We start from the raw sequence: 22142 nt of genomic DNA on the forward strand, positions 1-22142 counted from the left end.
TTCCTCCATACTTCTTTTATATATCTAATAAGTTAATACTATTATATTATCACTGATATATAACCTATATCAATGATAATATAAACTTATTAATATTTATATCAAGTATGGTACTTACTCTCTCTTATAAACTCTCTTTCTATACTCTCTTATCCCTGTATAATAATACTATTCTATATAGTTACATTATTATTTTACTATCTATACTATAATCACTAAAGATAACATTACTTAAGCACCTCCTGTAAAACCTTCATAGTATCTTCTTGAGTAAATGGAGCTTTGTTTAAATTTACATCAAGTGCATTTTCCATAGCTTCCACATAAGCTGGAGCTGCACCAACAAGCGGAAGTTCACCTGCACCTTTTGCTCCATATGGACCATAACTATACGGATTATCTACTATTTCGGTTACAAGATTTGGTACATCTACTGCTGTTGGAATAATATAGTCACTATAGCTATTATTACGAATTACACCTTTATCATTACATTCCATATGTTCCATAGAAGCATATCCAATCCCTTGTAAAAAACCTCCCTGCATCTGTCCCTGTATAATATTCATGTCTATAGGAACACCTACATCAAAAATCCCCCATGCTCCAGTTACCTTTGTAATAGCAGTGAGTGTATCCACCTCCACTTCTATTACATTTACAGACCAGGAAAAGGTTGGATACGCATCCCCTTTGAATTTTTCCAGATTGAATGGAATCATAAAGTCAGGCTCCACAAAATGTTCCTCTACAATTTGTTCTTTTCCACTCTTCCATTCTTTCTTAAGTTTTTCTGCTGCACGTCTAAGCAATTCTCCAACTACCATTAAGGAACGGCTTGCTACAGTAGGCCCTGAATCAGGTACACTATCTGTATCTGGATTATTTACAATTACTCTATCATAAGAAATACCAAGAGTATCTGCAACAATTTTGCAAAAGGTGGTTTTAATGCCCTGTCCTATATCTGAGTTACTTACTAAAAGTTCTGCTGTGTCATCAATGTTTTTTCTTATTTTTACAACAGCCTTTATCAGATCACGTTCTCCACTTCCTGTGAAACCACAACCATGAAAAAATAATGACATGCCAATACCTTTTCGATACCTGCCCTTTTGATTCTTATACATCTTACGCTTTTTACGATAGCTAGAAAGCTCATCAACTCTCTTGATCATTTCAGGCAGAGGTACATGAAAATGATACTTTCCACTTGTAGAAGTAGAGTCACCCTGTTTCACCATATATTTTTCCTTTAGCTCAAGAGAATCTACACCCATTTTCTTTGCAATATGATTCATGATCATCTCTACTGCAAAGAAAGTCTGTGGAGCACCAAAGCCGCGGTATGCACCACAAGGTACTGTATTTGTCTTAACTGCACGTCCTTCAATATGCAAATTTTCTACTCTATACACACCACTTGCACAAATTACCCCACGTTGTAAAACAACAGGAGAAAGGGTAGTATATGCACCACTATTGAACAGCACATCAATATCCATACCTGTAATTATGCCATTTCTAACTGCCACTTTATAGGTACAAATAGATGGATGGCGCTTTGAAGTGAATTCCATATCTTCCCGCCTGTCAAATATTACTTTTACAGGCCTATTAGCTTTTTTAGCTGCCACTGCAGTCTGACATGCAAGTATAGAAGGAAAATCTTCTTTACCTCCAAAGCCTCCTCCAGTAACATCCTGAATAATTTGAATATCCTTTTCAGCATATCCTAGAGCTTTGGAAACTGCACCATATACATAATAGGGACACTGCATAGAACCACGTATGGTCATTCGCCCATCATGTGGATAAGCAATTATTCCCTGAGTTTCAAGATATGCTTGTTCCTGATAACCCGTTTCAAAGGTTTCAACAAAGACTTCATCAGCTTCTTTTAAAGCTTTATAAATATCCCCTTTTTCACATTTATAATGAAAAAAAACAGTATTGGATTTTTTCATGTCCAAGACAGGAATTTGCTCTTCATATACTATAACAATTTCACCTAAAATTCTCTTAACTTCCTTAAGATCAGGTCCCACAACCATTAAAATAGGCTCCCCAACATACTCTACAGTATTTTCGACATAAACAGGTGTATCATTCTCTACTATTGCAACACGGTTTACACCTGTCACATCATTTTTATCAACTACAAAATATCCTTCAGTCAATTTGGGAATACGAATATCTGTAATCTTAGCTTTTGCCTTTGTGGAATGTAATAGCTTACCATAGATCATATTATCCATTGTACAATCATCTACATAAATAGCATGACCACTCATCTTTAGCTCATGATCTTTTTTCTTTACAGACTTACTAATATTTTTCATACAATCCCCCCATGTATAATTCATAAAACTTTGAAAAAAGTCACAGCTTATATAATAAATTAACTTTTTATTTTTTCGTCTTCTTATAAAATGTATCTTTCAGTGGCAGTTGATTACGAAATTTGCCATCTAATTTGTAATATGCATGAGCACAAGCTGGTGCTGTTGGAATCAAACATAATTCTCCGCAACCTTTCGCTCCATAAGCTTCAGGTATTTTTCCATTGCCCTGTACAAGAATAACTTCAAGTTCTGGAACATCTGTTGACCTCATAAGTCCCAGTGTTCCTAATTTGGTCTTAGGATATCCACCCTCAACTTTAAATTCTTCTGTCAAAGCATATCCAAGTCCCATAACAATTCCACCTTCAATCTGTCCCTCAACAGCTTGAATATTAACAGGTGTTCCAACATCATATGCTGCAACTACCTTTTCAACCTTTCCCTTCTCATTAAGAATAACAACTTGAGCCCCATAACTGTAGCTTACATGACTTACTGGATTTTCCTTTAGAGATCCCATTGGATCTGTCTTTGCAAAATATTCCCCATAAAATTCCTTTCCTTCTAAATCATAAAGACTTAACCCTTTGTTTAATTCCACTTTTAGTTTTTCAGATGCCCGTCTTACAGCTTCTCCTGTTACAACAGTTTGTCTAGATGCAGTACTAGTCCCAGAATCAGGTGTATATATAGTATCTGCTCTTTCATGAATAGCAAGTGCTGGATTTAAACCAGTTGCTTCACAAAATATAGTAGTACACATTGTTGCAATTCCTTGTCCCATACAAGCTGCAGAGGTTCTAATATGGACTTTTCCATTTTTCACAGATAAAATACAACGACCAATATCTCTATTTCCCACTCCAGTTCCACTATTTTTAAAGGCTATAGCAATTCCTGCATAAGGGTTCGATTCGTATACATCTTTAACAGCTTCCAAACATTTTGACATTGCAACACTATCATCTGCTATTTGACCATTTGGAAGCACCTGTCCTGGACGAATTGCATTACGATAACGCATTTCCCAAGGTGATATACCAACCATATCTGCTAGTAGATTAATATTGTTTTCAGCAGAAAAGCAGCTTTGTGTCACTCCAAAACCACGAAATGCCCCAGCAACAACATTATTTGTATAAACTGACATGCCTAAAATGTCAATATTCTGATAATTATATGGTCCTGCGGCATGAGTACACGCTCTTTGTAATACAGGCCCCCCTAAAGATGCATAGGCACCTGTATCTGCAATAATTACGCCTTTCATAGCAGTTAAATATCCGTTTTCATCACAAGCTGTTGTAAATTCCATTTCCATTGCATGTCGTTTAACATGATAATTTAAGCTTTCCTGTCTCGAAAACTTTACTTTTACTGGTTTTTTTGTATGCCATGCCATTAATGCCGCGAGATGTTGAACACTCATATCTTCCTTACCACCAAAGCCACCTCCAACAAGCTGGGAATGACAATGTACTTTTTCTTTTGGAATTTGAAGCATATTTGAAATTTCACGCTGCTCATCATAAACAGATTGTGAACCTGAATACAGCAAAATACCATCTTTTCCTTCAGGTGCTGCAATTGCACACTCTGGTTCCATAAATCCATGTTCCTGAAATGGTGTTTTATATTTTCTTGTTACCACATATTTAGAATTTTTAATTGCTTCATCTGCATTTCCACGCTGTATAATAGAACGGCTCATAATATTACCATCTGCGTGGATTAGAGGTGTATCTGCTCTCAGAGCATCTTCTGGAGAAGTGATTGGCTGCAATTCTGTGTATTCTACCTCAACCAATTTACATACTTCATCTAACTTGTCCCTATGATAAGTTGCTACTAATGCCAAACAATCTCCTATATACCTAGTTGTTCCACCTTCTGGGATCATTACATCCCAATCTTGTTTTATATGTCCAATAATATTATGTGGAACATCCTTTGCCAACAAAACTTTTACACAATCAGGATGCGCCTGTGCTTTACTGATATGAATTTCATTTACAATAGCCCTTGGATATTTAGACCGAACTGCTTTAGCATAAATCATTTCTGGTAGTTCAATATCATCCACAAAAATACCTGTCCCATTTACCTTTTCATCTACATCCACACGTTTAAACTTTTGATTCATTTCCAATTTATTAACAGGTGCTGGTATCTGAAGATTGTCCCTAAAATATCTTGCTGCCATCAAAATTGCATCTTCTATTTTCTTATATCCAGTACAACGGCAAATATTTCCCCTAATTGCTTTCTTCACATCTAACTTTGTTGGATTAAGATTAGTATCTAAGAGGGCTTTTGCACAAATTACCATTCCAGGGATACAAAAACCACACTGCACTGCACCTGCTTCTCCAAAACAATATTGATAAACTTCTTTTTCTATCTTGCTTACCCCCTCAACAGTTAAAATTTTCTTGTCAACAAATCTTGATACTTTTTGCATACAAGCTTTTATTGCCTTTCCATCTACTAAAATAGTGCATGTTCCACATGCACCTTCGCTGCAGCCGTCTTTTGCAGAAGTAATTTTCAAATCATTTCTTAAAAAACGCAATAGGGGTTTATCAGTATCACAAATTACATCCTTACCGTTAATATTTAGTCTAAACATAAATAACCTCCTATTTATAATTTTTAACAATTATTGTTATAACTATTATAAAATGGAAGTTAATCTTTATCAAATTCTTTATAAAAAGAACTTGCCTATTCTATTAATAAAATGCAAAAATTCTATTTATTCCTGAAACAATCTATGGAACTCATTCTTTGCATACTGACGAACATTGTGTTCAAATTGATCATATTTCTTTAAAAATTTTTCCCCTTCTTTTGTTAAATAAGTTTTCCCACCATTTCTACCACCATGTTTTCTTTTAACTACTGTGTAACCTAATTCTCCTTCCAATTGATTTAACATATTCCATGCTTTACTATAAGAAAGTGCCATATGTTTACATGCATTTCTTACAGAATGTGTATTTTGAATTAGGATCAAAAGCAATTTTGTTCTTGAATTAAAAAACATTCTTTCCTTTTCAATGCTTATTTTAACAAATGGATGTAAAATACGCTGATTATGTTTTCTTAAAAGTTTTTCTAACCTGCAATGATCTCCTATACCATTTAAAATACCTTCATCATCTACATCCATCAAGTACCTTAAACTTCCAATATTTTGGATGGCTCCCTCCATGCCTTTATCACCATTGTATTTTAAAATTTCAGGAATTAATTCAGAAGATATCAAAATAGGATGTCCAATTTTAGAATGATAACATGGTGAAATCAACTCTTTATCGTATTCCATCATTTTTTGGATGGTTTCTGGTGTGAATAAAGGAACATTTATTGGATTAACTATTACCTGATCACATTTATTTTTTAAGAAATTCAATCCTATTTTTATTGAATCAATCATCTGTGAATCTTCATACTTTGGATTATAAAGGAATATTACTCCATAGTAAGCTAAATTGTGTTCAACTTCCTGAGACCTATACCCAGTAACTACCACAATATTAGAAATTCCAGCCTTTTGAAGAGTTAAAACAATTCTCTTTATTATAGTAATAGAACCGATCTTACGTAATGGCCATGTTTCATTTTCTTCTGATGTCTTTCCTGCTGCAACAATTATACCTCCTGTTATTTTCCTCTCTCTTTTCATACTTTTACTCCCATAGTTACAATTTTCATAAATATATGATTAAAATGGTATTATCCTTGCCCATAAATAACTAACTTTCTTCTTTTAAACACTGACTAATAAGTCCTTCAGCTATATCAAAATATTTTTTCAAATCAAATTTACCTTCATCAATAAGATACTGTAGTGATGCTCCTAACATTAAAGATACCATTATATATGTCAGCATATCTTTATAGTCATCATCTACACCATCTTTAAACTTTCCTTTACTTAAAACATCCTTAATACCACTGCGCCATATATTAAAGGTTTTTTGAAACTTTTCTTTTATTTCCTTATTTACCGTACCTTGAACCCAGTAATCAAGTTGTACATAATCTAGTTCTTTATTATTTAAGATATCATCTTCCTTTTGTTCAAAAAAACCTCTTATATTTTGAAAAACACCTTTATTGTCTAAATCAATGTATCGCTTACGATTCTCTGAAAATTGCTTTTGTATATCATCTAAAAGGGCTATCATTATATCATTTTTAGTTGGAAAATAGTAGTGTAAATTAGCTTGACTTCTATCCGTTTCTTTTGCAATCATATGCATACGAGTACCGCTTATTTTTTCCCTAGCAATTACCTTCATAGCTGCATCTAATATATTCTTCTTTGCATCTTTTGACATATCATAACCTCTTTCTAGTAAAAATTATACTTTATTATAAAATTATACCTCGAATTTAAATTTTACGCAAAATATCCATAATCTATGATTAAGCATCTGTAAATAAATCTATAAAATCAAATTTAGAATAATCAAACAATCCTCTTGAAGTTATTTTTATATCTGGAATCACTGGAAGCGCCATAAAAGCAAGTGTTAAAAATGGATCAACTTCTTTCTTAATACCAAACTTCACTGCAAGCAAATTCAACTTTCTAATTTTATCCATGACCAAATCTGGATTCTGAGATGTCATAAGTCCACCTATTGGCAATTCTAAACACTCTAGCATTCTGCCCTGAGATACAAATGCAATACCTCCATTATTGTGTATAATATTATTCACTGCTATTTCCATATCTTTATCATTATCACCTAATACAATTATGTTATGAGAATCATGTGCAATTGTCTGAGCTATAGCAGCTTTTTTTAGTCCTAATCCTTCTATGAATCCAACACTATGTTTTCCACTATTTTTGTGTCTTTCTATTACAGCTATTTTGTTTACAATTTCCCCTTTACCTTCAACACATTGAACTAACCCTCTATTTACTTTTACTTCTCTTTCTTCTTTTTTAGTTACTAATAACCCTGGATGAACTTTTATTACATTTACAAATTTTCCTTTAGACTCAATATGAAATAGATCTTCTTTTATGCAATCTACATTTACTGAAGGTTTGGCAAAAACATCCTCATATATGTGATTATCTTTATATATTTTACCGTTCTTAATTACATTTTTTATCTTTAATTTTTTTATATCTTCAAATATTACCAAATCAGCCTTCATTCCAGGTGAAATAGCACCTCTATCCTTTAACCCATAGCAATTAGCTGCATTGAAAGAAGCTATTGTGTATGCTTTCACAGGATCCATTCCTTCATCTATAGCAATTCGTATACAATTATCAATACTACCTTCATCTACTAAATCCTCAATATGTCTGTCATCAGTACAAAATATAAATCTGCTATAATTTTTGTCATTTACTGCAGGCAATAGTTTTTTCAAATCCCTAGCAGCAGAACCTTCCCTAAGCATCACATACATCCCATTTGCTACCTTTTGTAGAGCTTCCTCATAATTTGTACATTCGTGATCTGTTCTAACATTAGCACATAAATAAGCATTTAGCTCTTTTTCATTAATTTTAGGACAATGTCCATCTATACTTTTGTTTTGATTATTTACCATTAAAATTTTTTTCAACATATTTTTCTTTCCCGAAGTAACTGCATTAACATCCATCACTTCTCCCAATCCTAAAACTTTAGGATGATTAATAAACTTTTCTAAATTATCTGCTTCAAGTACTGCTCCGTTATCTTCAAAATCTACTGCTGGAACACAGGATGGAAGCATAAAAAATGTGTCTATATCACCCTTTTTACTATTTTGCAGCATAAATTCTATACCCTTTTCTCCTAAAACATTAGCTATTTCATGAGGATCTGCAACAATTGTAGTAACACCTTTTTTGATTACTAAATCAGAAAATATTTCTGGAGTTACCATAGAAGATTCTATATGAACATGAGAATCTATAAATCCTGGTGCTACAAACAAACCTTTACAATCAATTTCTTGGTTGCCTTCATACTTACCTATTCCTACAATTACATCATCATTTATTGCAACATCTTTCTTCTCAATAGTCTGGGTAAATACATTTATTATAAAAGCATCTTTCAGTACAAGTTCCGCTTTTACCTTACCCATAGCAGCATTAATTTTATCTAACAATTTATTCATTCACTATTTCTCCAATCTATTAATCAAGTGATTCTTAGAGGAAGAGCTATTGCACTTCCTCTAAAATTATGAAATATAACATTATTTACTCAAACGGAAGTAGTAAATATCTTAACACAAACAGTATGGCAAGAACATAAACTATTGGACTAAGTTCCTTATGCCTTCCAGTAGCTATTTTTACTATAGGATAAATAATCATTGCAACTGCAATACCATTTGCTATGCTATAACTAAAAGCCATTAATGAAATGGCAAAGAAACATGGTAATGCTTCTGTAAAATCACTAAAGTCTATATTTCTAATTACTCCCATCATTAAAGCACCTACTATAATAAGTGCTGGTGCTGTAGCTTGTGAAGGAACTACTCCAACAAGTCCTGAAAAAAACAATGAAAGTATAAATAATATGCCTACAGTCACAGCTGTAAGGCCAGTTCTTCCTCCTGCTGTAACACCAGAAGTTGATTCAACATAGGTATTAATAGTACTTGTTCCAAAAAATGATCCTGCAGTTGTTGCTACTGCATCGCAGATAAGAGCTTTTTTTAGCCTTAAAACTTTACCATTTTCATCTACCATTCCTGCTTTTGTGGCAGTTCCAACAAGTGTTCCAATAGTATCAAAAAGATCAACCAAACAAATTGTTATAACAACCATAACAAAACTCAAAATTGCACCAGCTACAGAAGTTCCTCCCTTTGAAAAAAGACCAGAAAAATCAAAAGCTGCAAAAGTAGGTGCTAGAGAAGGTGGTGCACTAAAAATGTGTAAGTTTGCAAGAGAAGTAACTTTAAGCGGTATACCTATAAGTGTAGTTAAAATGATACCTATAAGAATAGATCCTGTAACATTTCTTGCCATAAGTACTCCAATTATTAATACCCCTATTATAGTAAGCAGCGTCCCTGGATCTGCAAAATTACCAAAACCTACAAGTGTTGACTTATTTGAAACTATTATTCCGCCGCTCTTTAAACCAATAAGAGCAATAAAAAGCCCTATACCACCAGACATAGCATATTTTAAATTTTGAGGTATAGCATCAACAATCTTTTCTCGTATAGATGTAACTGTAATAATTATAAACAAAATACCTGAAGTTAGCACTGCCGTAAGAGCTTGATGCCAATTGAATCCCAATGTCAAACATACAGTATAAGTAAAAAATGCATTAAGCCCCATACCAGGAGCTTGAGCAAAAGGTAAATTTGCATAAAACCCCATTATAAATGTTCCAACAGCAGCAGCTAGACAAGTAGCAACAAATACCGCTGATACAATTGGATCAGAACCTACGTTGAATTTTGAAGCTGCATCCCCAACTACACCTGCTGAATTCATCCCCGCTATTCTGAGCACACTTGGATTAACAAATATTATATAAGCCATAGTAATAAAAGTAGTGACTCCTGCAAGAATTTCTGTTTTTACATTTGTGTTATTGTCTTTCAACTTAAAAAATGATTCTAGAAATGAATTTTTCTGTCCACTGGTTCCACTTTCCATAAATTAACCCCCATTATAAAATTTATTTAAAGTTCTCTAGACTAGTTAAGTTGAAGAACTTTATTTTTAATAACACTTAGGCTCTTCTACTTTTTTGCCAGCTACATATCTTTCTTTGATATTTCTATCGTCTCCAGTGTAAATAAATTTTTGCAATCTTTCTTCTATGGACAATGGTTTAAATATAGACAAACTATTATCATCAATAACTAGAGAATCAAACTCATAACCCTTTTCAAAGCTTCCTACTTTACCAAAAAATTTTCCTCCACCTTTTGTTGCCATATAAAATAATTCTGCAGTATTAAAAGGCTTATCTACTTTACTACTTTCAAGCCATTTTAAATTTGCCACCTGACCACTACTTACAATTACGTTTGCTATTGACAAGCTGTGTCCTGCAGATATATCACTACCAAGTCCTACTGCAATACCTTTTTCAATAAACCTTCTAACAGGTGCAATTCCACTTGATAAATTACAATTTGAGTGAGGGCTGTGTGCAACAAACACATTTTTTCTTTTCATTAATTCAATTTCATCTTCATCTACCAAAATACAATGAGCCATAATAGTAGGCACATCGCCAAACAATCCAGCACCATCATATACTCTTGCATAATTTTTTAATTCCGGATGTAGTTTTTTTACAAAGCTAACTTCATCATAATTCTCACATAAATGCGACTGTATTGGAGTATTATACTTCTTAGCTAAGTTTCCTAATTTCTTCAACAACTCCATACTGCAGCTTGGAACAAATCTAGGTGTAATTATAGGCTTTACAAGTTCATATTTTGTAGAGTATTCTTGTAGTATTTGTTCTGTATCATAAACTGAACTTTCTGTACTCTCTACTAAGTATTCTGGTGAGTTTCTATTCATGTTCACTTTTCCAACATATGCAGATAAACCCGACTTAGCAAGCAAATCCATTAAAAGTTCTGTTGATTTCTTATGAATAGTTGCAAAAACACATGCTCTAGTAGTACCAACTCTCCATAGATCTTTTATTAATGCTGAGTATACCTTTTTTGCATAATTGATATCAGCGTACTTTGCTTCTTCAGGAAAAGTGTATTCTTGGAGCCATGGCATAAGCTCCTTATCAATTCCTAAACCTATATTTCCATATTGTGATGCATGCAAATGCAAATCAACAAATCCAGGTATTATAAGTGAATTTCCATAGTCTATTATTCTTACTTTTTCAAACTTACTTGGAAGGTTTTTGTACACACCTTTAATGTACTTTCCTTCAACTACAATGTAACCATTTTCAAGCACTTCAAATTTTCCAAAGATTTTAGTAAAAATAATATTTCCTTTAACAATATATATTTCTTCCATAAAGGCTGCCTCCTTTAAGTTATTACAATTTTGCATTCAAAGGTTACAAATAAATATTTAAACAATATGTTACTATTAAAAATGATTATGAATTATGATAATTAGAAATGATATAGTATATAAAAATATATAATTTAGCAATATTATTTATCTTATACTAACTAGTTAGTCCATTTCTATTATAATCCCTAATTATATTTATGTAAATATATGTTAATCAATCTATAATATTACTTATTAAAATAATAAAGCTCTATGGCAAAATACTTGCCGCTAGAACTTTATTATTTTAATAAGTTATATACAATATCACTAAATAATATATCTACTTTAAACTATTAAATCCTTAAGACCATTTTCAACAATATCATGTAATATATTTGATAAGTTCTTCTTTTCTTCTTCTGATAGCTTATCTATATATATGGGTTCATGAATCATTATTTTAACTTCATTTCCTCTTACCTTATTTCCAACTTCCAAAACCTTATAAGTACCATCTACAGTAATTGGTACAATAGGTACATTAGCTTTAATAGCTAATTTCATACTTCCCTTTTTAAATTGACCCATTTTTGATTCTAAACTTCTTGTACCCTCTGGAAAAATAATTATTGAATATCCACTTTTTAAATTTTCTATTCCTTTATTAATAGCTTTCATTCCTTCTCTAACATTTTTTCTATCAATATATACGGAATGCATTACATTTAACCAGTTACTAACTAAAGGATATTTTTTTATTTCCTTTTTAGCAATAAATCCTGATAATCTACATACATTTGAATATATGAGAAAACAATCAAAAATTGCTTGATGATTAGATACAAAAACACAAGGTCCTTGTGGAATATTTTCTTTTCCCTTCACAATACTAATAGTTTTAGACTTCTTTAAAAGGTGATCAGATATTTCCTTTGATCTTTTATATACACATTCATCAATTGCTTCTTGTGATTTTTCTGTTAAAAATAGCAAATCTATCTTAGTTACAATACTCTTAATTAGAAGATAAATCCCAAAATAACTATACCAAAATAATTTTATCATTTCTTATTTTCTCCTTATTTTTAATATCATTCGTTGATAAAGTTTTCCCAGTTGCTATTTTACCATAATTTTTGTCTTACAAACTATATATTAAGAAAAAAACTTTTACTAGGTATTTTTCACTATTAATTTTTAAATTTGCATAAGGACAATTATATAACTAATTGAATATTAATAATTTATTTATTTCATTTTTATTACTAGTTAGAATTTTATATTTCTTTTTGAATTTTATTATTATATTTATACAGCATTTATTCATTCACATACAAACTAAACTTACATTATGTAAAAAACCTTATAATATACTGAAATTTCTTATATTTTAATATATTATTTTAAAAGTTTTAAAAATTATATAGTCAAAAACATTAATATTATAAAGATATAATGATTATTTTTAATTTATTTTAAAAAAATAATAAAATTTAAACTTTCATTTTTCTTAAAAGTTTTATATAATATAAATATTATTCATTGCCGCACTGTATACTATTAAACTGTATATTGCTAAACTGTAATATGAATAATTTAATACTTTTAAATTGTACATTGACAATTTAATATTTAACTAAATTTTTTAAGGGGGCTTTTTTATGAAAATTTTCAAAAAGAAATCTTTAGAACAGTTAATGGATGGGGTAAAAAAAACTGGTTTAAAGAAAAATCTTAAAGCCAAGGATATCGCAGCCCTTGGTGTTGGTGCAGTAGTGGGTGTAGGAATTTTTGTTGCTACAGGTGAAGGCGCTCACATGGCAGGCCCAGGAATTATTATTTCATTTCTTATTGCTGGTATGGTAGCAACTCTTTGTGGCCTATGCTATATAGAGCTTGCAACAATGTTTCCTGTGTCAGGAAGTACTTATTCTTATGCCTATATTACTTTTGGTGAATTCATTGCAATGTTAATAGGCTGGTGTTTAACAGCTGAGTATTTGGTTGCAGCAAGTGCTGTTGCTTCTGGTTGGTCTGGAACTTTTGTTGGTATATTAAAAACATTTAACATTTCATTACCTAACGCTATTATCGCATCACCAAGCAAAGGTGGATTGGTAGATTTACCAGCAATTTTGATAGTTTTAGCTATAACATATCTTTTATATTATGGAATGCAGGAAAGTGCTAGAATAAATAACATTATTGTTGGTATTAAGGTATTTATAATTCTTTTATTTATATTTTTAGGTGTAAGACATATACAACCATCTAACTACGTTCCTCTTTTTCCATTTGGATGGAAGGGTGTTGCTGCAGGAGCATCTACAATATTCTTTTCTTACATAGGATTTGATGCAATTTCAACTTCAGCAGAAGAAGCTGAAAATCCAAAAAAAGATATTCCACGTGGTCTTATAGCATGTTTAGTAATAGTTAGTTTACTATATATTTCAGTTGCTTTTGTACTTACGGGAATGGTTCCTTTTAAAGAAATAATAGCTGAAAATGCAGTACCTGGTGCACTTTCGAGAGTAGGAATAACTTGGGGTTCCGCCTTAGTAGGAGTTGGTGCAATTCTTGGAATGATCTCTACAATCATGGCAGTACTTTATGGACAAGTCAGAGTATTTATGGTTATGTCAAGAGACGGCTTAATTCCTAAGATGTTTTCAAGGGTACACTCAAAACATAAAACTCCATATATTTCTACAGCACTAACTGGTATTACAGCAGCATTAATAGCTGGTTTATTACCACTTGACATTATCGTACAATTTTTAAGTATTGGAACATTATTAAGCTTTATATGTGTATCCATATCAGTTATAGTACTTAGAAAAACTATGCCTGATTTTGAAAGAAAATTCAAATGTCCAGGGGTACCTTTTACTCCTATAGTAACTGTAATAGCTTGCGTTTACTTATTAATCAATATGAAAGCAAAGACTTGGATAGGTTTCTGTGTTTGGTTGGCATTAGGCTTAATTGTTTACTTCACTTATGGTAAGAATCATAGTGTTGTTCAAAATGCTGACAATGAAGATACAGAAATGGATGCTGTTTAATATAATTAGTACAATATAACACAACTTTTTAGGTGGAGTCCGCATTGAATATATGGTGTAGCCTTAGTTTTAAGTGTTATAAATTATGGTTAAATACAATTTTCAATTACTAAAGCGACTTATAAAAATTTAATTATATGCGTACACTTGAAGTTACTAGTTTGAATTTTAACTTTTATGCAGTGATATATGATAAGTGTGTTATCACATTAGCTAAATTGTTTTAGTATTATTCTTAGCTCGAAGTTTTTGAAAGCCTTAGAACTTTAGTCCTGTCTGAGGAAACCGAGTTTGACAAAGTTCTTAGGCTTTCAAAAACTTCGAGCTTTAGAATAATTAAAACATTTAGCCGTGATGACACACTTATCATATATCACGGAGTAAAAGTTAAAATTCAAACTTCCACTGCATCCTTGTATCGCATAATTTTCATTGTAGTATAAACTTAATTAATGAAATTTTAATTTGTATACTACAAAAGTAAACAACATAATTCCAATAGAAAAAGTTATCCAAAGTGTTTTATAAGTTCCGTAAACAAGTATAAAGCTGCTAAATTGAGAACCTAATCCTCCACCTCCAAATAGGCCTAATCCTATTAGTGCTGAAGGCAGACCCTTTGCTTCAGCTGCTACATCAAAAGCCAAAGTAGCTAAGGTTGATTGTATAAATATATATCCAAAACCTAAGGTAATCACAGATATCCATGATGTTTGTAGATAAGGTAAATTTGCTAAAAGTAAAGCTGAAATTAAAGCAAGGCAGCCTCCAAATATAATTGTCTTTTTATATCCAAATCTTTTACTTACATTTCCTACCTTAGAACCTGCCGCTAGGCAAGCAAATCCGTAAAACATTACAACTGCTCCAACTTGTAAATAATTTAAACCTACATTATCATGTAAATATGCTCCTAAATAACTATATAATCCAAGTAACAAAAATCCTGCTGCCAAAGCTAATGGAAATATAACTCTTCCCTTTTCAGAAAACACTACCTTTTTTAATTCACAAAAAAAGTTATTACCTACAGTTACTATACCATTTTCAGGAATTTTTCTTAATGCAAATACTACACAGATTGATATTATTGCAAAAAAAACAAATGCTATTCTCCATGTAATATAATTAGCAAATATTCCTCCTAGACCAACACTTAGTCCTTGTCCTAAAAAAACAATTCCCATAAACTTGCCCACATAAAATTGACGTTTTTCTAAAGGCACACTATCACCAATCAAGGCTAAAGATACAGCAATAATTCCAGCTGCAAAACAACCTGTAATTATTCTAAAAATGCATAATATCCATAAAGAAGTTGCAAATGCACATCCAAAAGTACCAAGTGCAAGACCACACACAATCCAGCGCAATACTTTAGTTTTTCCCCAATTATCACTAAAAAACCCATATACGGGCTGCATCATTCCATAAGGTATCATATATGCTGTAATTATAATTCCAGTTTTTGCAATTGAAGCACCAAATCCAGATGATATTGCGGGAAGTATTGGAGAAATAAGCCAGTTATCTGCAGCTGAAACAAAACCTGCCATACCTAAAATCAAAACTAATATATCATTTTTATTCTTCATGATTATATTTATCCTTTCTAAGAATCACTTGATATTTATCTTAATCAATATTTGTAGTATATTTAAAGTGTAAAATATATATATGGTTGAATCAATGATAGATTTTGTTATGTGGGATAGTACAGGGGGAATAATTTTGACAAAATATGAAGCTATTATAAATTATATAAAAAGCGAAATATCAAAGGGTACTATAAAACCAGGTAAAAAACTGCCCTCCATAAGGAAAATTTGCGTACAATTTCAATGTAGTAAGGTAACTGTAGTTAAGGCATATGATTTACTTGAAAAAGAACATATGATATATTGTATGCCTAAAAGTGGACATTATCTTATCAAAAACCATTTAACTTCAAGCAATGATATTATTACTAAAAAAATAGATTTTTCCACAGCTGCACCTGATAGTTCAATTTTACCCTACGAAGAATTTCAGCATTGTATAAATTCCGCAATGGATTTATACAAGAAAAATCTTTTCTCCAACAATAATACTCAAGGCTTTGAAAATTTAATTCTTGCTATAGTGAAGCAGCTTCAAAACTATCAAGTTTTTGCTAAAAAGCAATGTATTTTTATAACTACAGGTTCACAACAAGCTATTAACATATTAACCAAAATGGACTTTCCAAATAATCAAAAGAATGTGCTTATAGAGCAGCCTACCTACCATGGCATCATACAATCTATAGTTCTTAATAATATAACTGCTTTTGGTATAAAAAGAGATTTTAATGGAATAGACCTTGATGAATTAGAAAAAAATTTTAAGTACAATAATATAAAATTTTTTTATGTTATCCCAAGATTTCATAATCCAACTGGCTTCTCCTATTCCAATGAAGAAAAAAAGCAAATACTTAATCTTTGTGAAAAATACAATGTTTATATAGTTGAAGATGATTATCTTGCTGATTTAGAAATCAATAAAAAATCAGATCCAATGTATGCCTTAGATTCATCTTCAAGAGTAATATATTTAAAAAGTTATTCTAAAATATTACTTCCCGGATTAAGAGTTTCTGCTGTTGTACTTCCAGAATTATTATTAGACACTTTCAAAAAATATAAGATCTGGGATGACTTAAACACACCTATTCTATCTCAAGGAGCTTTGGAAATTTACATCAGAAGCGGTTTGTTTGATTCTCATAAGGAAAAACTTAAAAGCGTATATTCCGAAAGAATGAAATACCTTAAAGAATTGACAAAGAATTTAAGTAATCCCAATGTAAAATGGTATATTCCGGATTCAGGTTTTTTCGCAAATTTTCAAATTACTAATGATATGAATATCAAAGATCTAATCAAAAATTTACATTCAAAAAATGTACTACTTAGAGATACAGAAGATTCATTCTTAAAAAATTACAGTAATAATAAATTAGCTAGATTGAGTATCAGTAATGTAACTGATGCTGAAATAAAAAAAGGGGTTTCTATGATTTTAGAGGAAATAAATGCTAATGTAATTTAAAAATAATGTGACACAAGGGTGCAATGGAAGTTTGGATTTTAACTTTTAGTCCGTGATATATGCTAAGTGTGTCATCACGGCTAAATGTTTTAATTATTCTAAAGCTCGAAATTTTTGAAAGCCTAAGAACTTTGTCAAACTCGGTTCCCTCAAACAAGACTAAAGTTCTAAGGCTTTCAAAAATTTTGTGCTAAAAATAATACTAAAACAATTTAGCTAATGTGATGACACACTTAGCATATATCACTACCTAAAAGTTAAAATTCAAACTAGCAAGTTCAGTGTATGCACTTAATTACATTGTTATAAGTAGTTTTAATAAGCCAAATTATATTTATAACTATAACCTACAACACCTAGAGATTAAGGCGGAGCCTGCTGTTTTAGGTTAATATATTTAGTTTAAAAAGCAGCTGCTTTCTATTCTATTGAAATGTCTTAAAAGAGACTTATTATTTATGTGATTGAAAAATATAAGGCTAAAACATACAAATATTTCAAATGCATTTAATAATCAACTAACTTACTATTTTTTCAGGCTGCGCCATAGGATATTATTAAAATAGCTAAAATATATATAAACCAAATAACAAGTATTATGAAAGCTACGCTTTTTGTAAAGAGCTATAATTATAATGTATCATAAGCAATTTTTTATATTAGAATTACAATAGTTACTACACAGCTTTTTAGGTGGAGGGAGCTTTGAATATATGGTGTATAAAAGCTTTTGAGAGAATTTAGGAGCTCTTATGTCTAAAATTTAAAAAATTCCGTAATTTGAATCAGGACGATTCAAGCCGCGAAAGTCCCAAGGATGGGACATTTGAGCGGGTAGGAATTTTTTAAATTTTGGGCATTAGAGCTCCTTAATGAACGGTTGGCTTTTATACACCATATATTCAATGCGGACTCCACCTAAAAAGTTGTGTCGCATAGTGCTTATTTTATAACTTTTTTCCTTCTTCGTCTTTATTTATATACTCATTACAAACTATGTTTGAAAGTTTCTCTTTATTATTAAGCTCAGGATTTTGTAGAACTCTATCCAAAAGAGCTTGAAGTATTTCTCCTATTTGCTTTCCCTGTTTTATACCTAAATTTATTAAATCACTTCCATTAATATTTAATTCCTTCATATTTAACGGCTGCTTTTCCTTAATTATAGTTTCACATTTAGCTTTGAGTGATAAAATTTTGCTATAATCATGATACTCTTCTGCTAAACCTTCAATATCTGCTATTTGAAGTTTAAATAAACCCTCCAAATTTTCAATTTTTACTCTGTTCATAAATTTCTTAATGCTGTAAGTTTTTATTTTATCGAACTTGCTCATATGCTCATAAATCAATATATAAACTGTATCTATAGTTTTGTTATCAAACTTTAACCTTGTCAATATTTTTTTTGCAATTTCAGCACTTACTTTATTATGTCCATAAAAATGTCCTATACTTTTATCATCCATTGTAAAGCATTCTGGTTTTCCTATATCATGAAGCAGTGCTGCTAATCTAATCTTAATGTTATTAGGAGCATTATCTAGTACTGATAACGTATGATAAAAAATATCTTTATCATGATGTACATTATGCTGATTAAATCCAATACAAGGAATTATCTCTGGTAAAATATATTTCAAAAGATTAGCTTCCTTTAAAGCTAAAATTCCATTACTGGGTTTATGTGATATTAAAATTTTGCAAAATTCTTCCCTGATACGTTCTACACTTATATTTTTTATTAGATTACAATTCTTTTTAATAGCAATAAAGGTTCCTTCAAAATCCAATTCAAATTCAAGTTCGGAAGAAAATCTCACCGCCCTAAGCATTCTTAATGCATCTTCATTAAATCTCTCATCAGCATTTCCAACACATCTAATAATCTTGCTATTTAAATCAGAAACTCCATTGAAATAATCAATTAAACCTTTATCTTCATTATAAGCCATTGAGTTAATTGTAAAATCCCTGCGTGATAGATCCTCTTTTAACGAAGTTGTAAAAGTAACATTATCAGGATGCCTGTTGTCCAAATATTCTCCATCTACTCTATAAGTTGTAACTTCATAAGGATTGTCATTCATGACAATAGTTACTGTTCCATGTTTTATTCCTGTTTCTATAACTCTAAATCCTTCAGTCTTAAATATCTCTAAAGTCTGCTCTGGTAGTGCATTTGTAGTTAAATCCCAATCATTGGGTTTCCTATTTATTAAACTATCTCTTACACATCCACCTACAACATAACTCTCATATCCTCTATTTTTTAAAATTTTCATTATATGTTTTGCATCCTGTGGTATAAAAATCTTATGATCATCCATTGTTTATTGTACTCCTATGTTAATTTTCATTGTTATAGCTTAACTTTCGCATATACAATATTTTCAAACTGCAAAAGTTGAGCCATTAACCATTAAATTATATCATACTAATCTGGCTAAAATATTTTTCATTACATATTCTATACTGCCTTTCAGTTTTAATTCCATAAACAATTACTTTAATTCAACAAACCTACTTATGCCTTATATTAGTATTATAATATCTTTATTAGCTTTATATATTTCAACTTTAGCACATACAAAATTTTAACTTACTAAAATTAATTATGGCAATGTAATTAAATGTGTATACCTAAAGTTAAAATCAAAACTTCCACTGCACTTTAATGTCACATGATTTTTTACAAAATTTACATTTTTTATTATCGTATTTTTTTAAAATAATTGCACATATTAATAGCATAAGGGACATAACAGTTGAACGCAGACTTCTATAGGCTCCTTTAAGCGGGGTATATACAGGTCGACCAAAGACTATATAATGGTCATTAAAAATGGCTGTTATATAGTCAGAGGGAAGATCTTATAGGGTGGAGAAAAGTTTTATTATAGTCGACATCGATCAATTGATTATAATGAGATTCCAATTTATTCTATAAGGTCGAGTTAAGACTACTCAGGGTGCCGACGGATTAAATAAAGCACAATTCATTATGGCCTTACCCATAATTTTGTAAGTTTTACTTTATTCCTGTTGATTCTATGCAGCCGAAAGGTTGTATATGGTTAAGTAGGTATCTTGTTTAGTTGAACGAACCATGATTATAGGTTGTGATTTGCTCTATTATGGTGGCAATATCATAATAGGGTGATAAGCTATCTATAATTGTGCAAGGTAGATTGTTATATTCTTTATATGTAATTCTGGAATTTTATAATAGATTCCAGTTAAAAATAGAAGAGGTCATCTTAATGGTAAATATACTATTAAAATGGCCTTTTTTATATTTATTTTAAATAAAACATCTTGAAAAAAAGTAATAATTATTCTTACTTATTTTATGCAAAAGCTTACACGAGGAAGTTGTTACAAATTGTAATTTATATAAGAATGATATATAATATATGCGAAATATTATTTTAATTAATTAAGTTATATGAAAATAATTTGGAGGCTACCAAAATGAGAAGAAAGGATTTTTCTGATTTTGAAGATCAAATCAGAGATACGTTGAAAAATACATTTGATGCTATAGACTTTGCTGGATTAAAAGATGATATTGACAATAGAACTGAAAATTCTTTAAATGAAGTTAAAGCAAAGTTAAAAGATAGTTCTCAATACTTTAATGGAAAAATAAAAGGCAAAAGACATTATAGAAACAAAAGTATGACTTACAAGGACACAAATAATAAACAAATCTATATTGCTAAAAAACCAGTTGGACGCGTATCAGGAATACTTTATACAATCCTTGGGTTTGTTGGCAGCATAGCTTTATGTGTTACGCTGATTTCATACTCTATATTCATTTCTTTTATACATATACTTTCAACAGTTAACTTTATCACTTTGGGACTTTTATTTTCTTTTTTTATTGCAAGTATAGCTTTAACTTTAAGAGGTATTAGTTTAAGAAAAAGGATAAAGCGTTTTAAAAGCTACGTAAATACACTCAATGGTCTTGATTATTGTTCAATAGAAGACTTAGCATCTGATTCTAAAAGAAATACTAAATTTGTTATTAAAGATTTAAGAAAAATGATTGATTTAAATATGTTTCCACAGGCACATATTGATGATAAAAAATCATATTTCATGTTAAATGATGAAGTTTATGAAAATTACTTAGATTCACAAAAAGCTCTTAAGCGCCGTAATGAAGCTGAATTAAAAAGACAAGAAGAATTAAACAATCCAGAAAAAAAAGAATTGAGAGATGTAATTGAACTAGGAAAAAACTATATTCAACAGATAAGAAGTGCAAATACAGCTATTAACAAAGAAGAATTTTCGATAAAATTGTGTAGACTTGAAAATGTTGTAATCCAAATATTTAATCATTTAGAAAATAATCCTCAAAAGCTTAATGAAGTTAATAAATTTACCAATCACTATCTTCCAATTACATTAAAGCTAGTTAATTCTTATAAAGAGCTAAATGAACAGCCAGTTCAAGGTACTAACATAAAAAATGCAAAAAATGAAATTGAAAGAAGTATAGATATTATAAATACTGCCTTCGAAAAACTGTTAGATGACCTATTTGGTGAGGTAGCTTTAGATATTTCTACAGATATTTCTGTACTTGAAACACTATTTACACAGGAAGGACTGACTAAAGAGGATTTTAAAAAGTAACAGCTAAAAAACAAA

Annotated in this window: 13 protein-coding genes; 3 read left to right on the forward strand and 10 right to left on the reverse strand. The window is 30.7% G+C overall.

Annotated features, from left to right (window positions below):
- Positions 1–227: 227 nt before the first annotated feature.
- From EG57_RS0211580 to EG57_RS0211615, 8 genes are all read right to left on the reverse strand, one after another.
- Positions 228–2342: a xanthine dehydrogenase family protein molybdopterin-binding subunit gene (locus EG57_RS0211580; RefSeq protein WP_032077376.1), complete on the reverse strand. Its 2115-nt coding sequence runs from the start codon at positions 2340–2342 to the stop codon at positions 228–230.
- Positions 2343–2409: 67 nt separating this feature from the next.
- Complete coding sequence (gene xdh / locus EG57_RS0211585) at positions 2410–4974, reverse strand: selenium-dependent xanthine dehydrogenase (RefSeq protein WP_032077377.1); 2565 nt, start codon at positions 4972–4974, stop codon at positions 2410–2412.
- A 126-nt stretch (positions 4975–5100) separates the two neighbouring features.
- Positions 5101–6033 carry an NTP transferase domain-containing protein gene (locus tag EG57_RS0211590; protein ID WP_032077378.1) on the reverse strand — a complete coding sequence of 311 codons (933 nt, stop codon included), beginning with the start codon at positions 6031–6033 and terminating at the stop codon, positions 5101–5103.
- Positions 6034–6103: 70 nt separating this feature from the next.
- Positions 6104–6691 (reverse strand): TetR/AcrR family transcriptional regulator, encoded by a 588-nt coding sequence (locus EG57_RS0211595; RefSeq protein ID WP_032077379.1) that lies wholly within the window; start codon positions 6689–6691, stop codon positions 6104–6106.
- An 88-nt stretch (positions 6692–6779) separates the two neighbouring features.
- Positions 6780–8489 carry an adenine deaminase gene (gene ade / locus EG57_RS0211600; RefSeq protein ID WP_032077380.1) on the reverse strand — a complete coding sequence of 570 codons (1710 nt, stop codon included), beginning with the start codon at positions 8487–8489 and terminating at the stop codon, positions 6780–6782.
- Positions 8490–8574: 85 nt separating this feature from the next.
- Positions 8575–9999 (reverse strand): NCS2 family permease, encoded by a 1425-nt coding sequence (locus EG57_RS0211605; protein ID WP_032077381.1) that lies wholly within the window; start codon positions 9997–9999, stop codon positions 8575–8577.
- A gap of 66 nt (positions 10000–10065) precedes the next feature.
- The gene (gene guaD / locus EG57_RS0211610; protein ID WP_032077382.1) at positions 10066–11349 is read right to left on the reverse strand and encodes a guanine deaminase; all 1284 of its coding nucleotides are present in this window, start codon (positions 11347–11349) and stop codon (positions 10066–10068) included.
- A 330-nt stretch (positions 11350–11679) separates the two neighbouring features.
- The gene (locus EG57_RS0211615; RefSeq protein ID WP_032077383.1) at positions 11680–12399 is read right to left on the reverse strand and encodes a lysophospholipid acyltransferase family protein; all 720 of its coding nucleotides are present in this window, start codon (positions 12397–12399) and stop codon (positions 11680–11682) included.
- Between the two features lie 596 nt (positions 12400–12995).
- On the opposite strand from EG57_RS0211615, the gene EG57_RS0211620 reads away from it, so the two are divergent.
- Positions 12996–14402 carry an amino acid permease gene (locus tag EG57_RS0211620; RefSeq protein ID WP_032077384.1) on the forward strand — a complete coding sequence of 469 codons (1407 nt, stop codon included), beginning with the start codon at positions 12996–12998 and terminating at the stop codon, positions 14400–14402.
- 449 nt (positions 14403–14851) lie between these two features.
- Here EG57_RS0211620 and EG57_RS0211625 read toward each other — a convergent pair whose 3' ends face one another.
- A complete protein-coding gene (locus EG57_RS0211625) occupies positions 14852–15997 on the reverse strand; it encodes an MFS transporter (protein WP_032077385.1) in 1146 nt (381 codons plus the stop codon).
- Positions 15998–16133: 136 nt separating this feature from the next.
- Here EG57_RS0211625 and EG57_RS0211630 point away from each other — a divergent pair, with 136 nt between their 5' ends.
- Complete coding sequence (locus tag EG57_RS0211630) at positions 16134–17474, forward strand: aminotransferase-like domain-containing protein (RefSeq protein WP_032077386.1); 1341 nt, start codon at positions 16134–16136, stop codon at positions 17472–17474.
- 947 nt (positions 17475–18421) lie between these two features.
- Here EG57_RS0211630 and EG57_RS0211635 read toward each other — a convergent pair.
- Positions 18422–19804, reverse strand: coding sequence for a CCA tRNA nucleotidyltransferase (locus EG57_RS0211635; RefSeq protein WP_032077387.1), 1383 nt, complete (start codon positions 19802–19804; stop codon positions 18422–18424).
- Between the two features lie 1144 nt (positions 19805–20948).
- On the opposite strand from EG57_RS0211635, the gene EG57_RS0211640 reads away from it, so the two are divergent.
- Positions 20949–22127 carry a 5-bromo-4-chloroindolyl phosphate hydrolysis family protein gene (locus EG57_RS0211640; protein ID WP_032077388.1) on the forward strand — a complete coding sequence of 393 codons (1179 nt, stop codon included), beginning with the start codon at positions 20949–20951 and terminating at the stop codon, positions 22125–22127.
- The last annotated feature ends 15 nt before the right edge of the window (positions 22128–22142 follow it).

Source organism: Clostridium drakei, assembly GCF_000633595.2.
Lineage (GTDB): Bacteria > Bacillota > Clostridia > Clostridiales > Clostridiaceae > Clostridium_AM > Clostridium_AM drakei.

Bases quoted from the DNA above. Each gene is read 5' to 3' on its own strand.
- EG57_RS0211580 (WP_032077376.1), bottom strand. From the start codon at position 2,342: ATGAAAAATATTAGTAAGTCTGTAAAGAAAAAAGATCATGAGCTAAAG.
- xdh (WP_032077377.1), bottom strand. From the start codon at position 4,974: ATGTTTAGACTAAATATTAACGGTAAGGATGTAATTTGTGATACTGAT.
- EG57_RS0211590 (WP_032077378.1), bottom strand. From the start codon at position 6,033: ATGAAAAGAGAGAGGAAAATAACAGGAGGTATAATTGTTGCAGCAGGA.
- EG57_RS0211595 (WP_032077379.1), bottom strand. From the start codon at position 6,691: ATGTCAAAAGATGCAAAGAAGAATATATTAGATGCAGCTATGAAGGTA.
- ade (WP_032077380.1), bottom strand. From the start codon at position 8,489: ATGAATAAATTGTTAGATAAAATTAATGCTGCTATGGGTAAGGTAAAA.
- EG57_RS0211605 (WP_032077381.1), bottom strand. From the start codon at position 9,999: ATGGAAAGTGGAACCAGTGGACAGAAAAATTCATTTCTAGAATCATTT.
- guaD (WP_032077382.1), bottom strand. From the start codon at position 11,349: ATGGAAGAAATATATATTGTTAAAGGAAATATTATTTTTACTAAAATC.
- EG57_RS0211615 (WP_032077383.1), bottom strand. From the start codon at position 12,399: ATGATAAAATTATTTTGGTATAGTTATTTTGGGATTTATCTTCTAATT.
- EG57_RS0211620 (WP_032077384.1), top strand. From the start codon at position 12,996: ATGAAAATTTTCAAAAAGAAATCTTTAGAACAGTTAATGGATGGGGTA.
- EG57_RS0211625 (WP_032077385.1), bottom strand. From the start codon at position 15,997: ATGAAGAATAAAAATGATATATTAGTTTTGATTTTAGGTATGGCAGGT.
- EG57_RS0211635 (WP_032077387.1), bottom strand. From the start codon at position 19,804: ATGGATGATCATAAGATTTTTATACCACAGGATGCAAAACATATAATG.
- EG57_RS0211640 (WP_032077388.1), top strand. From the start codon at position 20,949: ATGAGAAGAAAGGATTTTTCTGATTTTGAAGATCAAATCAGAGATACG.